This window comes from Vibrio sp. S11_S32 (assembly GCF_014694465.1).
Taxonomy (GTDB): Bacteria; Pseudomonadota; Gammaproteobacteria; order Enterobacterales; family Vibrionaceae; genus Vibrio; species Vibrio algicola.
This window is the reverse complement of sequence record NZ_JAAUWS010000030.1, coordinates 15,959-31,162: the sequence shown is the minus strand read 5'-3', so window position 1 is coordinate 31,162 and position 15,204 is coordinate 15,959. Positions and strand designations below refer to the sequence as shown.

Below are 15,204 nucleotides of genomic sequence, written 5' to 3'. Positions count from 1 at the left end.
AAGGCCGATTGCCTCTTCTTTAAATTCTTTCGTATAAGTTCGATATTGACGTTTTGTATTCATATTCACCTCGATTGATTATCGTATTATCCACAATCAAGGTGTCCAGATCGATTAGACCAGAATATTGGCCATTGGCTTCACACACATCATCAAATAGGTTCTTCGGTTTTTTCTGATAGTTAGCCAATTTATACAACACTTGATCACGACCAATTAAAGCTTGGGTTGGGTGCAAATCCCCTAAAGACACTGACACCACATCCCCCTCCGAATGCGGGATATTTTGCTTAGCACTGACCAAAGCCACTGGCAGTAAAAAAGCAGCAACAGTCAAAATAATACGTTTCAATCCGTTGTTAACATGAGAACTTCTCATCATGAGATTAGCCTTGTGGTCGAAGAGATAATAAAAACTAGAAAATACAATAACAAAACGTTAGTGTAAGCTGAATAAATCACAATGTGTAAACGTTATCCACTCTAGCGCGCTATTATTAACGTTTAATGGCATAAAAAATTCTGGAACAAACCACTATGTCAACCATTAAAGATGTAGCAAAAGAAGCGAATGTTTCCATCGCGACCGTTTCACGCGTGATCAATAAATCACCGAAAGCAAGTAAAGCTTCAATTGAAACGGTTAATCTTGCGATGAAAAAATTAGGCTATCGTCCTAATGCTGCCGCGCGCGCTTTAGTTAGCCAGTCCACATTAACCATGGGCGTTTTAGTCGGTGATGTATCCGATCCGTTTTTTGGTTCTATGGTAAAAGCGATTGATACCGTTGCCACCGCGCAGGGTAAACATTTATTAATTGGTAATGGCTACCATAGCGCACAAAAAGAACGTGAGGCGATTGAACTGTTGATCAACCATCGTTGTGAAGCCTTGGTGATCCACTCTAAAGCGCTCAGTAATGACGAGTTGATTGGCTTTGCCAAAGAAATTCCAGGCATGGTGTTAATCAATCGACATATTCCTGAAATAGCCCAACGCTGTATTGCACTCGATAATCATCGTGGTTCCTACCTTGCCACTGAATACTTGATCAAAAAAGGCCACCAACATATCGGTTATATCTGCTCAAACCATGACATCGAAGATACCCATCAACGCAAAGCCGGCTATTTACAAGCTCTAAAAGATAATCACCTGCCGGACTGTGAAAGCTATATTGAATACGGCAGCCCAGATGAACAAGGCGGCGAGATGGCTATGCTCAATTTACTGGCAAAAAATCAACCTTTGACCGCCATTGCGACCTATAACGATTATATGGCCGCTGGAACGCTTTCTGTGCTTGAGGAAAATAACATTGAAGCGCCAGCCGATATGTCGATCATTGGTTTTGATAACGGCCTGATTGCAAAGTACTTGCATCCAAAACTCACCACCGTGCGCTACCCTATTCAAATGATGGCAGAAAAAGCCGCCGCATTAGCACTAAGGCTGGCCAACAAAGAACCGGCTCAAGCAGAAACACAAATGTTTGTACCGACCTTGGTCAAGCGTGTCTCGGTTATAGCCCACTAATTCCTAGAGTTTTTATTGAAATAAACACAAATGTAACACTTTGTGACATTTATCACCCCGCCTGAGCCTGTAAACGTTTACACTTCTTCCAAATTCACACAACAAACGATAGGTTCAATACTATGTCTCATGTAGAAAATGGATTAGGTACTATCGACATCGTTGTATTTGCGCTGTATGTGGCAATTATAATTGGTGTTGGTCTTTGGGTTTCCCGAGATAAAAAAGGTACTAAAAAAGGTACTGAAGATTACTTCCTAGCAGGTAAATCGCTGCCTTGGTGGGCGGTCGGTTCTTCATTAATTGCAGCTAACATTTCTGCTGAGCAGTTTATTGGCATGTCGGGTTCTGGCTTTTCTATCGGCCTTGCGATTGCATCGTATGAGTGGATGGCAGCTATTACCCTTATCATTGTGGGTAAATACTTCCTCCCTGTATTTATTGATAAGGGCATCTATACCATTCCAGAATTTGTTGAGAAACGCTTTAACAAAAATTTGAAAACCATATTGGCGGTATTCTGGATCGGATTGTACGTGTTTGTTAACTTAACCTCAGTTTTATACTTAGGCGGTTTGGCACTACAAACTATTCTTGGCATTCCACTAATGTATTCTATTATTGGTCTGGCTTTATTTGCGTTGATTTACTCTATTTATGGCGGTTTGTCTGCGGTAGTGTGGACCGATGTTATCCAAGTGTTCTTCTTAGTTCTCGGCGGCCTATTAACCACCTATTTAGCAGTTGGTTTTATTGGTGGCGCAGACGGTTGGTTTAGCGGTTTGTCTAAAATGGCAGAAGCGGCTCCTGAGCATTTCCAAATGATTTTGGACCAAAGCAACCCTCAATATGTCAACCTTCCAGGTATCGCGGTACTTATCGGTGGTCTTTGGGTGGCGAACTTATACTACTGGGGTTTCAACCAATACATCATTCAACGTACTTTAGCGGCTAAATCGGTTCCTGAAGCACAAAAAGGGATTATGTTTGCAGCGTTCTTGAAATTGATCGTGCCATTCCTAGTAGTGGTTCCTGGTATTGCGGCTTACGTGATCACCTCTTCTCCAGAGCTAATGTCACAGCTGGGTAATACTGCAATGGTGAACATGCCTTCTTTAGCGCATGCGGATAAAGCCTACCCTTGGTTAACTCAATTCCTACCTGTTGGCTTTAAAGGTATCGTGTTTGCCGCACTTGCTGCTGCAATTGTTTCTTCATTAGCGTCGATGCTGAACTCAACTGCAACTATCTTTACTATGGATATTTACAAAGAGTTCATTGGTCCTAAAGCAAGCGATCATAAACTGGTTAACGTCGGCCGTATCTCGGCTATCGTAGCGCTTATTATTGCATGTTTAGTCGCGCCAATGCTAAGCAACCTTGGTCAAGCATTCCAATACATTCAAGAATACACAGGTCTTGTTAGTCCTGGTATCTTGGCGGTATTCCTACTTGGTCTATTCTGGAAGAAAACCAACAGCAAAGGCGCGGTTACCGGTGTGATTTTATCTATCCCATTCGCCTTGTTCTTGAAATTCATGCCACTGAACATGCCTTTCATGGACCAAATGCTTTACACGCTTCTATTTACCATGGCAGTGATTGCATTTACTAGCTTGAGCTCTTCTGATTATGATGATGACCCTAAAGCGATTGCATTAAATTCTTCCATGTTTACCACCGAGCGTAGCTTCAATGTTGCCGCTTATGTGATCATGATTATTACTGCGGTACTGTACTCAGTCTTCTGGTAATTGGTATCCTGGTAATTAATTAACCAAGAAACACCTTCTAGCCTCATCTTTTGATGGGGCTATTCATACTGATTGTGATTAGATTTGGAATACCCAATAATCATTAACTCCTAGATTCTCGGCATTAACGATCAGTATGAATAGCCTGTTAAGCTTTTGTTTTTACAGTCTAAAATTTAAATCGGGAAAATAAGATAAGGATAGGCAACCTGTATGAATAATGAATTGTTGCCCAATATTGTATTCTTTCTGCAAAACATCTCGCCTTTCAGTCAGCTACCTCAAAATGCACTTAATGATATTGCCCATACCGCAGATATCTTATTATTAGGGTGTGACGAGATTTTAGATCAAGGCGATCACAAACCTTACCTATACATTATTCGAACCGGCGTGGTGCAACAAAACAATCTCGACGGTAGCCTACGCGCCAAGCTTGGGGTGGAAGATATCTTTGGCTTTAACCTACAGCAAAGTGATTCTGAATTTGGTTATTCTATTTTTGCCTTAGAAAATACTTTACTCTATCGATTTGATTATCATGCTTTAATTGAAGCCGTCTCCGATCATCCTCGAATAGCGGCACAACTCGCATCTAACCAACAAACACGTTTGCATGCCCAAAATATTAAGCAAAATAATCACCACTATTCTCAGGCACAATATCTTCGCCCTAATAGCGACATTGCCAGCACCCGCCTTGCCATTGCCTCGCCCAGTGACAGCATTCAAGCCGTTGCCCATCAAATGCGAAATGTGATTGGCGTATCCTGTGCTTTTGTGGTCGATGAGAATAAAACACTGATCGGGATGATCACCGATAAAGACATGACTAAGCGTGTGGTTGCTGAAGCGAAAAATGTTCGCGATCCGATAAGCTCAATCATGTCGCAACAACTTTATAGCGTGTATGAGGATGAATTGGTTATCGCGGCTGTGCAATTAATGATGAAGCACAACATCCAAAATGTACCGGTTTTAAACCATAATAAACAGGTCACTGGATTTATTACCCCTCAGCACCTCATACAAAATAACAGCGTCCAGTCTATTTTCTTACTCGATAAGATCCGCCATGCAAAATCCATTGTTGAGCTGATCGATTTATCCAAACAACGTAACGCCGCATTTGAAGGCATAATGGAGAGCAATTCCTCGCCAACCATTATTGGGCAAGTATTGAGTTTGATCTACGATGCCTTTACCCATCGCTTAATCGAATTAGCCATAAAAAACTTTGGCCAACCACCCTGCGCGTTCACTTGGATTGTAGCCGGATCCCATGCCCGCAATGAGGTACATTTAGCCTCCGACCAAGACAATGCGATTATTCTGGCTGATAACGCCACCGCATCTGATCGGATCTACTTCAATCACTTTGCGATGAGCATTTGTAAATCGTTATCCGAATTAGGCTACACCCTATGCACAGGCCGCTTTATGGCCGCGACCCATCAATGGTGTCAAAAGGCAAAAATTTGGCAGGAATATTATCGTAAATGGAGCACTAACCCTGAATACGAGTTATTGCTTAATTTGAATGTGTTTTTAGAAATACGCCCTGTTTATGGCGATCTCGCCTTATTTAAGCAAGTCGATGATTGTCGTCATAAGCTTGTCACCAATAATATGCAATTAACCGTGGCCTTAGTGCGTAATGCGCTTAGAACTCGCCCACCATTGGGAATATTCCAACATTTGGTGCTCGAAAAAGACGGCAATAACAATAAAGTCCTCAACATCAAAAAAGCGGCCATCAGTTGCGTGGTCGATCTAGTTCGGATTTATTATTTAATGAAGCAAAACTTGCTCGCTGAGTCTGCTCCTCTAAGTGAACAAGCCAGCCTCCTCAATACCAGTGAACGGATTGATTTTTTACGCGACACTAAGGTGCTAAATGATTCAAGTTATCAAGATCTGAGTGAAACCTATCATTATGTCAATCAATTGCGCTATCAACACCAGTTGCAAGCAATACAAAAGGATTGCGGCATTGATAACCAACTCCAACCTGACTTATTTGGCAGTTTTGAGCGTCAGCATTTAAAAGATGCTTTCCGAATTATTTCAAGCTTTCAAGATTTGATAAAAATGAAATTTGGAGGCTAAGGTGCCAGACCAAATTGAAAAACACCCGTCTCGTTTCACCAGCAAAGGTAAGCTTGGCAACATGATGAACTTATTCTCTAACCGTCACCCTTTACTGCGGTTAGAAAAACGCCGTCAAACACTTTTACAACAAGTACAAGAGCACTCGCAGCAGCCACTGCCACAATACTTACAGCGCTTGCTTGTGCAGCCTTATCCAAATCCAAAACAAGACTGCAAAGACCTGTCGTTTACGGTGGTGGACTTTGAAACCTCTGGGCTTGATCCTAGTAGCGATCATATCGTTAGTATCGGCTGGGTACACATCATTAAAGGCGTGATTAAGCTAAGTACGGCGCAACATTTTATCGTTAACCAACCGGTAGCAAGCGCAGCCACAAAAGAGAATGAAACCGATAATATTGCTCGCTCGTTGCACCATATTTTGCCAGAGCAGCAGAAAATGGGTATTTCAATTGAACAAGCGATGCAGCATTTTTTTGAAAGCCTACCAAGCAGCCTTGTGATCGCCCACGGCACCACCATAGAAACCCGTTTTCTAAGCCAATTCTTTCTGTCTCACAACCTTATCGACTTGCCATTAATTTGGTTAGATACCCTCAAAATTGAGCAAGCCACCATTTTAAACAATCGCTATCAAAATGATTTTCGCTTATCGGCTTTACGTCGTTTCTATAAGCTACCCGACTACCCTGCCCACAACGCATTGATGGATGCCACCGCCACCGCAGAGCTTTTTCTGGCACAAAAAAGGCGCTTATTTGGACAAGCCATCGCGCCGATCGGGATCTTGTATCAAAAATCACAATGAGGATATCAGGCCATCTTGCTAGTGAAGTGTAGCGATACACTAAAGATCAACAGCCCCTAGCAACTTCTAGGATTTTATCAACAGTCTCCTGCTCGTTTTGCTCATCATAAATAATGCATAAACTGGCAGGAATAGATTCGGCAATTTTGATAAATTTAATATGTGCCCATTTTATATTGGCATAACTTTCAGGTACGACCGCCACGGCTTGATTAGAGGCAACAAAAGCTAACTGTGTTTGAGGTTCAATCACTTCATATACGATATTTGCGTGAAAATCAGCTTGCATACAATGCTTTAAAATAAACTCTGTCGATTTGGATTTTTCTCGATTTAAAACCACAAACGCTTCATCTTTAAGCTCTTTTAAGTTAACTAATTTCCTGGTGCTCATCGGATGCGTATCAGAAACCGCAAGGCACATATTCTCCGCGACCAGCAATGACGTAGACAGCGGGTAAGTATTTTGAATGTCCGCAAAACGGCAAATACCGATATCAATTTTATTATTTTTTATCGCTTCAGGCTGCGAATTCGGCGATATTTCAATAAAGTCAAAAGTATAGCTCGGGTACCTTAACTTGAATTCATTCAGAATATTGATAAAGCCTTCCCAGAGAGCTGAACTGATCACACCAATCTTTACCTTATTCTTTTCTCTGCCCGCCTGATATTGAACGCTGCTCAAAGAGTTTTCTATGGTTTGAAGTAAAAACTCACATTCTTTGGCTAATAATTTGCCACTGGCGGTTAATGACACATTTCTTGAATTACGTTCAAACAAAGTCAGACCTAATGCAGCTTCAAGCTCTCGGATTTTGACGCTTAAAGGTGGCTGTGATAGGCGTAATTTTTTTGCTGCACGGCCAAAATGCAACTCTTGGGCTACGACCAAAAAATAACGCAGCATTTTAAGGCTAATCTTGCCGCTTTCAATTAATTCACGCATAGAATTCACTCTACTTTTGAGATCTCCAAGACCGACAATCATAACAAAAAAACTATCAAAAATAATAATTGCTTCAACTCACAATTTTTCAACTGACCATTGAAAGCATCACGTTTTTTACGATTAAAAACACTCACAACCAGACCATGCATGATGAATTAATAGACTCTTTATGATTAATTTACCGCCTCTTTCTGGTTTCTCCACTCAAACTGATTCTTTTTAAGTATTGATCAAAATATTTTTAGTTCTTTTCTCTCGTTGGGGAGCGGTTTACGATAGCTTCATTATCTATTCTATCAATTTAAAGGTTTAACATGACTTCACATACGATTCGCGCAACCAATGATGCACCAATGAATGCAATGCAAACCATTCTTGCAACCAAGCCCAACTTCAAACCAAAAGCCGCTTTTATCTTAGGTTCGGGATTAGGCGTCTTAGCCGATCAAATGGAAGATAAAATCGAAATTGGTTACGAACAGCTTGATGGTTTTCCAGTATCAACCGTAGAAGGCCACTCTGGTTCATTAGTGCTGGGTAAAATGCACGGTGTGGATGTGATCTGTATGAAAGGTCGAGGCCATTTTTATGAAGGCAAAGGGATGAAAGTCATGACGACTCCCGTTCGCACATTCAAATTACTTGGCTGTGAAATGTTATTTTGTACTAATGCCGCCGGATCATTACGCCCTGATCGCATCGATGTTGGCTCTTTAGTCGTTTTTAATGATCACATTAATACTATGCCAGAGTCGCCAATGGTTGGCCCTAATGATGACAAATACGGCGATCGCTTCTTTAGCCTTGCCAATGCTTATGATAAAAAATTGCGCGCTGAAATCCACAGTGTTGCCAAAGAAAACAATATTCATCTCAATGAAGGTGTTTTTGTTTCTTACACTGGCCCTAACTTTGAAACCGCAGCAGAAATCAAAATGATGCAAATAATGGGCGGAGATGTAGTCGGCATGTCAGTCGTACCTGAAGTTATTTCAGCGGCACATTGTGGTTTACCTGTTTTAGCCGTATGTGCTATTACCAATATGGCTGAAGGCCTAGGTGAAACCGAACTGTCCCATGAGCAGACATTGCGCTGTGCAAAATTAGCCGAATCGGATTTTATTAAATTGATCGAACAATTTGTTAAAAGTCATTTTTAAGATTTCAATCGCGCGCCTGCCACACGGCAAAAGATGACAACCTAACCTTCCCCCTAACCTCCTTCACCGGAGGTTTTTTATTTTTTAGCCTCACATTTTCTGCTTCATCTTTCACTTTTTTAGCATTCTGCTTCAAACCATAACGCGTACTTCAAACTTTTCAATCAAAGAAAATATATCCCGTTAAAAACTGATCTAAATCAATTCGAGAGCATCTTCACCGCATTACATTAATAACTCGTTAACAACTTCATAATAAGGGATGTATATGGAGCTTAAACCTTGTGAAAAATGCTATACGGATTTGTGCTTAGACGGTAAGTGGTTCCATCATGATCACTTAACAACAAAGGCTTATATGTTAAAAGGTGGGAACTCTCAAGCAGTCGAACTTTCAAAAGTGCCCGTCACTGAGGATGAACTGGTTTCATTGCTCACCGATGCGGTCAAATAAACTCACTTCAACAGATAACAAAAAACCCGATCCAATTCGCCTCAATAATAAGATGCGATTGAATCGGGTTTTTCTTTATCTGAGCCGTTATTTCACATAATGAGTCGCACAAATCTTGTTACCAGCAGGATCGCGCAGATACGCAAGATACAACTTACTTTCCCCTGCAACTCGAATCCCTGGCGCATCTTCACACGAGGTTCCGCCATTCGCCAGTCCTGCTGCATGCCAAGCATCCCCCATCGCAGGATCTGCTACGTTAAAGCCTATCGTCATACCATTACCCGCAGATGCAGCATCACCATTAATTGGTTTGGTTAAGGCAAACACGCCTTCAGAGCTGATATAAAAGCAGCGTCCTTTTTCATCAATCACGCCTTTGTCGTAACCCAGTACCGCCATGATCGCATCATAAAAATTCTTTGATTGTTCGATATCATTGGCACCCAGCATAATGTGACTAAACATAAATTTATCCTTTTGATTGAGTTCTTATCTAATGTACAAGATCTCTTATACCAAGCAAAGTATTACCAATTGCATTTAATATTTGATCAATTTGAATACGCCGAAAAGACGCTGATCCGTCCTTGGTCGCTTGAGAAAAGCCCTCTAACGCATTCCGTCAGAGGGCAAATAAAAATAACGTATAAAAGAACTTAACGTTAAATTAGGGGGTACTTAAAAACTAAATTGATACATCGTAGTGTGGTGGTATGACTGATCTGGCTGCACGATACTGTCGCTAAACGTCCATTCAGGGTGATTCGGTGCATCAGGTAAGTATTGAGTCTCTAACGCAAAACCATCACATGTTTGATACGGAGCTTCCTCGCGTGAGGGACACTGAGCTAAATAATTACCACTGTAAACTTGCATCGCAGGCTTAGTGGTAAACACGTGCATGCTGACCTTGTCATCTGGCGACACCACGCTTGCAACTTGTTTCAGTTGATTCAAATGTTCAGTTGAGAAAATAAAGGCATGATCATAACCAGCGGCCAATTTTTGCTCATCATCAAGCAAAAAGTCTTGCTGTAATGTTTTTTCAGTTTGAAAATCAAAACCCGTATTCACGACTGATTTTATGCGCGTCGGCAAGCTATTCTCATCACTGGCAAGAAACTGCTCGGCTGATATAGTCAGCTTATGCTCTAAGCAATTGACGCCACTTTTCGCGCCTTGTAGATTAAAATAAGCATGATTAGTTAAGTTAATTGGACACGCTTTATCGACCTTGGCCTGATAGTCTATCGACACTTGATTGTCATCGGTGAGCGTATAGCTTAACTGCACCTGCATATTCCCCGGAAAGCCTTGATCGCCATCGGCGGAGTTAAGTTCAAACACCACTTGGTCTTGTGATTGACTTACCACTGTCCAACGGCGCTTATCAAACCCCATTTCGCCACCATGAATACAATATTTTTCATGGTTTTGTGATAGTGAATAAACCTGTCCATTAAGTTCAAATTGAGCGCCGGCAATTCGGTTTGCATAGCGGCCAACACTCGCCCCTAGAAAACAGGTTTGCTGCTGAAACTTCTCGATGGTATCAACCCCAAGCAACACTTCTCGTACTTGGTCGGCAACCGGAACGGTACAGCTTAACCACGTTGCCCCAACATCCATAAAAGTCGCGGTCATACCGGATTGATTGGATAAGGTGATCACCTTGGCAGCGTGTCCATCAAGGTAGACTCCTGCGCTCATATTGGTGTGCAATTGTTCCACACCGCATGGTAACGATAATGATCCCATATTAACGAGCCTCAGTTGTAATAACGCCAGCGCCATCCATTGCTTTACACACATAGATGGTTTCTTTTAAGCCCGTTTTAGCTTGATATTGTGCTTCCACTGCCGCTTTTACTGCATCAACTAAAGACGGTGGGACCAGAGAAACCACACAACCACCAAAGCCACCACCCGTCATACGCACGCCACCTTGAGTGCCAATCACGTCTTTCACAATATCAACAATCGTATCAACTTCTGGGCAAGTGATATCAAAATCATCGCGCATAGACACATGCGATTGTTCCATCAGTACCGCTAAACGTGCCATGTCGTGATTTCTTAATGCAATCGCCGCTTCTTCTGTTCGATCGTTTTCGGTGATCACATGACGAGCGCGTTTGGCTACCACTTGGTCTAGCTCGGCTTCACGTTGCATAAATTGCTCAATCGACACATCACGCAATGCTTTCACATTGAAAAAGTCGGCGGCTGCTTCACATTGCTGGCGGCGAGTGTTGTATTCGCTGTCAACTAAGCCGCGTTTTTTATTCGAGTTAATGATCACAATCGCCATATCTTCTGGCATGGATACCGCTTTTGTTTCTAGCGAGCGACAATCAATCAATAATGAATGGTTACGTTTACCTTCAGCCGAAATAAGCTGGTCCATAATGCCGCAGTTACACCCAACAAATTGGTTTTCGGCTTGCTGACCATTTAAGGCGATATCTTGTTGTGAGATGTTAAGCTCGTACAAGGTTTTAAATGTCTGCCCAATCACCACTTCTAATGCTGCCGAAGAGCTTAATCCCGCCCCTTGTGGCACATTGCCGCTCACTGCAATATCGGCACCCGTAAATTCATAACCACGTTTTTGCAAACAATCAATCACGCCGCGAATGTAGTTAACCCACATCACATCATGATCAAATTCGAGTGGTTTGGAAATATCAAACTCATTCACTTGGTTATCAAAATCCACCGCTACCACACGCACGATGTTGTCATCACGCTTAGAGGCTGCCACCAAGGTTTGGTAATCAATCGCGCACGGCAGCACAAAACCATCATTATAATCGGTATGTTCACCAATTAAGTTCACACGGCCTGGCGCTTGAATAATGTGCGTCGCGGCGTAGTTAAAAATCAGTTCAAATGCGCCATTAACGGCTTCTATTAACTTTTGAGTACGTTCGTTCATTGTGTTTACCTACATAGTTTTAATAATGATCACTCGCATGGATATACTCTTGATATAAAAATAAAAACTTCCAATATCTAAAGGGCATACAAGTGTTTAAATTGGGTTATTACGCATCTTTATAATGCTGACTGCTTAATGCACGTAATCTTTCTGCTGCTTGTTCTGCGGTCAGATCGCGCTGACTTTCTGCCAGCATTTCATAGCCCACCATGAATTTTTTAACCGTTGCAGAGCGCAACAATGGCGGATAAAACAAAGCATGCAATTGCCAGTGTTCGGTGCCTTTATCTTCTATTGAATCATCATTTTCAAAAAATGGCGCGTAATGCCACCCCATTGAGTACGGGAAGGAACATTGGAATAAATTATCGTAACGACAAGTGAGTTGTTTGATCGCGAGTGCCAAGTCATCACGTTGTGCATCGCTGAGATCATTCATACGTTTGATGTGCGTTTTTGGCAGTAACATGGTTTCAAATGGCCACGCCGCCCAATAAGGGACCACGGCGATCCAATGCTCGGTTTCTACTACAGTGCGCGCGCCATCTTGCAGCTCACTTTGCACATAATCGACTAATAAGTTGGTGCCATGTTGTTGGTAATAATCACGCAGATTTTTATCTTTACGCTCGATTTCGTTAGGCAAAAAGCTATTAGCCCAGATTTGTCCATGCGGATGAGGTTGCGAACAGCCCATTGCCTCACCTTTATTTTCAAACGCTTGCACCCATAGGTAATCTTGACCTAATTCTTCAATTTGCTCATTCCATGTGTCGACCACATTACGGATCTGTGACACGGGTAATTCCGGCAGGGTTTTGCTGTGATCGGGCGAGAAGCAAATCACTCGGCTTAACCCGCGTACCCCTTGGGTTTTAAATAACGGATTTGTGGACGGTGGCGCATCCGGTGAATCTGGCATTAAGGCGGCAAAGTCGTTTTGGAACACAAAGGTGCCTTTATAATCAGGATTCACATCGCCAGAAATTCGGGTATTGGTTGGGCATAAAAAGCAATCGTCTTGATATGGCTTAATGCTGGCGGTCACAGGTTTCTCATCTTGACCACTCCACGGGCGTTTGGCGCGATGAGGAGACACTAAGATCCACTGCCCAGTTAATGGATTGTAGCGGCGATGTGGATGATCAATGGGGTTAAATTCTGTTGTCATTTTTTATTTTCTGCCTGTTTGAGTAAGTTAAAGCGTGAATAACCAATATTACGAATCATAGCCATTAGGGTTATTCGACTGCCAACGCCAAGTATCTGCGCTCATTTCTGCCACATCTCGCGTGGCTCTCCAGCCTAAATCTTGCTCTGCTTTTTCTGTGCTTGCCCAGCATTCGGCAATATCACCCGCGCGGCGTGGTTTAATTTCATACGCCACTTGATGCCCGCAAGCGCTAGAGAATGCATTGACCATATCCAATACGCTGCTGCCTTTGCCCGTTCCTAGATTATAGATATGCAAACCGGCTTTATCCGTCAGTGCATTAATGGCGGCCAAATGGCCATCGGCTAGGTCCATAACATGAATGTAATCACGCACACCAGTGCCATCTGGGGTGGCATAATCATCGCCAAATACCGCCAATTTATCACGACGACCAACGGCCACTTGCGCAATAAATGGCATGAGGTTATTCGGCATACCTTGAGGATCCTCCCCCATCGTGCCAGATGGATGCGCGCCAACAGGATTGAAATAACGCAACAAGGTAATACTCCAATCGTTTTCAGCGTCAAACAGATCGCTAAAGCATTCTTCAATAATGTATTTACTGCGACCATAAGGGTTGGTGGTGGCACCTGTTGGTGACGACTCGGTGATCGGTACTTGAGCAGGATCGCCATACACAGTCGCCGATGAACTGAATACAATATTTTTCACCCCTGCGGTACGCATACTGCGCGCTAACACCAAAGAACCATTCACGTTGTTATCGTAGTATTCCAAAGGCTTGGCAACCGACTCCCCGACCGCTTTTAGACCGGCAAAATGGATCACAGCTTCTATAGGTTGTTTGCTATTGGCTTGCTCACTAAAGACCTGATCTAAGAAAGCTTCATCACGCACATCACCTTGATAAAATTCAGGCTTGGTGCCGGTTAGCGCTTCAATGCGATTTAAAACCTCTAACTTGCTGTTGGTTAAGTTATCTAATGCAATTGGCTGATGACCAGCGTTGATTAACTGCACACAAGTATGACTGCCGATATACCCTAACCCACCCGTGACTAACACTTTCATTTTGACTCCTTCATGATCTTTAGCTTCCAAAAGAAAACGGTGCCACTAAAGCAAACCGCTTAACTTATGGTGATAATAGCAACATACTCGGCATTATTTCTGTGATCCAACGCAATTAATGTAAACGTTTACACTGAGTTTTTTATTCTACTTGCCGATAAAACGAAAGGGTTGCACATCTAAATGTCACAACCCTTTTAAGCTTAGCCTCGTAATTCTATTATTTTTTATTTCCGTGCTTCATTGAATCTAAAGCGACAGCAAAGATAATAATTCCACCTTTGATAATGTACTGCCAATAAGGACTAACACCAATGTACGTCATTCCATAGTTAATCACGGTAAAGATTAATACACCGGTAACTACTCCCATCACGGTGCCAACACCACCAGCAAAAGAAACGCCCCCCACCACACAGGCTGCAATCGCATCTAGCTCATACATAAAACCAACATTATTGGTGGCACTTCCGATACGACCTGCTTCCAACATGCCGCCAAAAGCATAGAAAACCCCTGAAATAGCATAAATCTTCAATAACGTAATTGGCACATTCACACCCGACACTTTTGCCGCTTCAGGGTTACCACCAATCGCATAAATATTTTTGCCGAAAACTGTTTTGTTCCACATAATCCAAACAATGATCATGGCGGCTATCGCATAAAATGTTATATATGAAAGCCTGAAATCACCTAACCGAATAAATCCCTGAGCAAACGTTGAAAAACGCTCATCAAACCCTGCAACCGGAGAAGCGCCAATCGAATCGAAGTACAACGAGTTAATCCCATATACGATGATCATTGAGCCTAGAGTGGCAATAAATGGCGTCACCTTCATGTACGCAACGATAATACCGTTCACTAAACCAATTAATGCCCCAACGATACAAACCACAAGAATAACCGCGATAATCGGCATCTCGCCTAAACCAGGAAATACCTTGTTTGCATTATCAGTCGCTTGCAACAGACTGGCAGAAAGTACCGCCGCTAAGCCCACTTGGCGACCGGCAGATAAATCCGTTCCCTGTGTAATAATCAATCCTGCAACACCCAATGCAATAATTACACGTACTGAAGATTGCGTTAATATATTACTTAGATTTCGTAAACTTAAAAATGATGGTTCTTGAATAACAATAACAGCGAGCAGAATTAACAGCACACCATATATGCCACCGGCTTTAATATAATTTAAACTTTTTGTTTTAAAATTTTCCATGGGAT

General features: G+C 42.4%; 14 protein-coding genes. 6 read left to right on the top strand and 8 right to left on the bottom strand.

Features of this window, described 5'->3' with window-relative positions; all coding sequences use genetic code 11:
* Window positions 1-19: 19 nt before the first annotated feature.
* Window positions 20-382, bottom strand: a complete 363-nt coding sequence (locus HC723_RS12535) for a ParB-like protein (RefSeq protein ID WP_238925479.1) — start codon at window positions 380-382, stop codon at window positions 20-22.
* Between the two features lie 155 nt (window positions 383-537).
* Here HC723_RS12535 and HC723_RS12530 point away from each other — a divergent pair, with 155 nt between their 5' ends.
* The 4 genes from HC723_RS12530 (at window position 538) to HC723_RS12515 (ending at window position 6,210) form a co-directional block, all read left to right on the top strand.
* Window positions 538-1,536: a substrate-binding domain-containing protein gene (locus HC723_RS12530; RefSeq protein ID WP_153448781.1), complete on the top strand. Its 999-nt coding sequence runs from the start codon at window positions 538-540 to the stop codon at window positions 1,534-1,536.
* A 122-nt stretch (window positions 1,537-1,658) separates the two neighbouring features.
* Window positions 1,659-3,290: a sodium/sugar symporter gene (locus HC723_RS12525; RefSeq protein ID WP_153448782.1), complete on the top strand. Its 1,632-nt coding sequence runs from the start codon at window positions 1,659-1,661 to the stop codon at window positions 3,288-3,290.
* A gap of 213 nt (window positions 3,291-3,503) precedes the next feature.
* Window positions 3,504-5,399, top strand: a complete 1,896-nt coding sequence (locus HC723_RS12520; RefSeq protein ID WP_190339338.1) for a DUF294 nucleotidyltransferase-like domain-containing protein — start codon at window positions 3,504-3,506, stop codon at window positions 5,397-5,399.
* A 1-nt stretch (window position 5,400) separates the two neighbouring features.
* Window positions 5,401-6,210: a 3'-5' exonuclease gene (locus HC723_RS12515; protein ID WP_342365732.1), complete on the top strand. Its 810-nt coding sequence runs from the start codon at window positions 5,401-5,403 to the stop codon at window positions 6,208-6,210.
* A gap of 46 nt (window positions 6,211-6,256) precedes the next feature.
* Here HC723_RS12515 and HC723_RS12510 read toward each other — a convergent pair whose 3' ends face one another.
* Window positions 6,257-7,159, bottom strand: coding sequence for a LysR family transcriptional regulator (locus tag HC723_RS12510; protein WP_190339337.1), 903 nt, complete (start codon window positions 7,157-7,159; stop codon window positions 6,257-6,259).
* 317 nt (window positions 7,160-7,476) lie between these two features.
* On the opposite strand from HC723_RS12510, the gene xapA reads away from it, so the two are divergent.
* Both xapA and HC723_RS12500 read left to right on the top strand, forming a co-directional pair.
* Complete coding sequence (gene xapA / locus HC723_RS12505) at window positions 7,477-8,322, top strand: xanthosine phosphorylase (RefSeq protein WP_238925478.1); 846 nt, start codon at window positions 7,477-7,479, stop codon at window positions 8,320-8,322.
* Window positions 8,323-8,590: 268 nt separating this feature from the next.
* The gene (locus HC723_RS12500) at window positions 8,591-8,776 is read left to right on the top strand and encodes a hypothetical protein (protein WP_190339336.1); all 186 of its coding nucleotides are present in this window, start codon (window positions 8,591-8,593) and stop codon (window positions 8,774-8,776) included.
* A gap of 87 nt (window positions 8,777-8,863) precedes the next feature.
* Here HC723_RS12500 and HC723_RS12495 read toward each other — a convergent pair whose 3' ends face one another.
* The 6 genes from HC723_RS12495 to mglC all read right to left on the bottom strand — a co-directional run bounded on the left by HC723_RS12495 (window position 8,864) and on the right by mglC (window position 15,199).
* Window positions 8,864-9,244: a VOC family protein gene (locus tag HC723_RS12495; RefSeq protein ID WP_190339335.1), complete on the bottom strand. Its 381-nt coding sequence runs from the start codon at window positions 9,242-9,244 to the stop codon at window positions 8,864-8,866.
* 213 nt (window positions 9,245-9,457) lie between these two features.
* Window positions 9,458-10,537, bottom strand: a complete 1,080-nt coding sequence (gene galM / locus HC723_RS12490) for a galactose-1-epimerase (RefSeq protein ID WP_446751405.1) — start codon at window positions 10,535-10,537, stop codon at window positions 9,458-9,460.
* A gap of 1 nt (window position 10,538) precedes the next feature.
* The gene (gene galK / locus HC723_RS12485) at window positions 10,539-11,717 is read right to left on the bottom strand and encodes a galactokinase (RefSeq protein ID WP_190339334.1); all 1,179 of its coding nucleotides are present in this window, start codon (window positions 11,715-11,717) and stop codon (window positions 10,539-10,541) included.
* 109 nt (window positions 11,718-11,826) lie between these two features.
* A complete protein-coding gene (locus HC723_RS12480; RefSeq protein ID WP_190339333.1) occupies window positions 11,827-12,891 on the bottom strand; it encodes a UDP-glucose--hexose-1-phosphate uridylyltransferase in 1,065 nt (354 codons plus the stop codon).
* Window positions 12,892-12,939: 48 nt separating this feature from the next.
* A complete protein-coding gene (galE, locus tag HC723_RS12475) occupies window positions 12,940-13,971 on the bottom strand; it encodes a UDP-glucose 4-epimerase GalE (RefSeq protein WP_190339332.1) in 1,032 nt (343 codons plus the stop codon).
* 220 nt (window positions 13,972-14,191) lie between these two features.
* On the bottom strand, window positions 14,192-15,199 hold the full coding sequence (gene mglC / locus HC723_RS12470) for a galactose/methyl galactoside ABC transporter permease MglC (protein ID WP_190339331.1): 1,008 nt from the start codon (window positions 15,197-15,199) through the stop codon (window positions 14,192-14,194).
* Window positions 15,200-15,204: the final 5 nt, after the last annotated feature.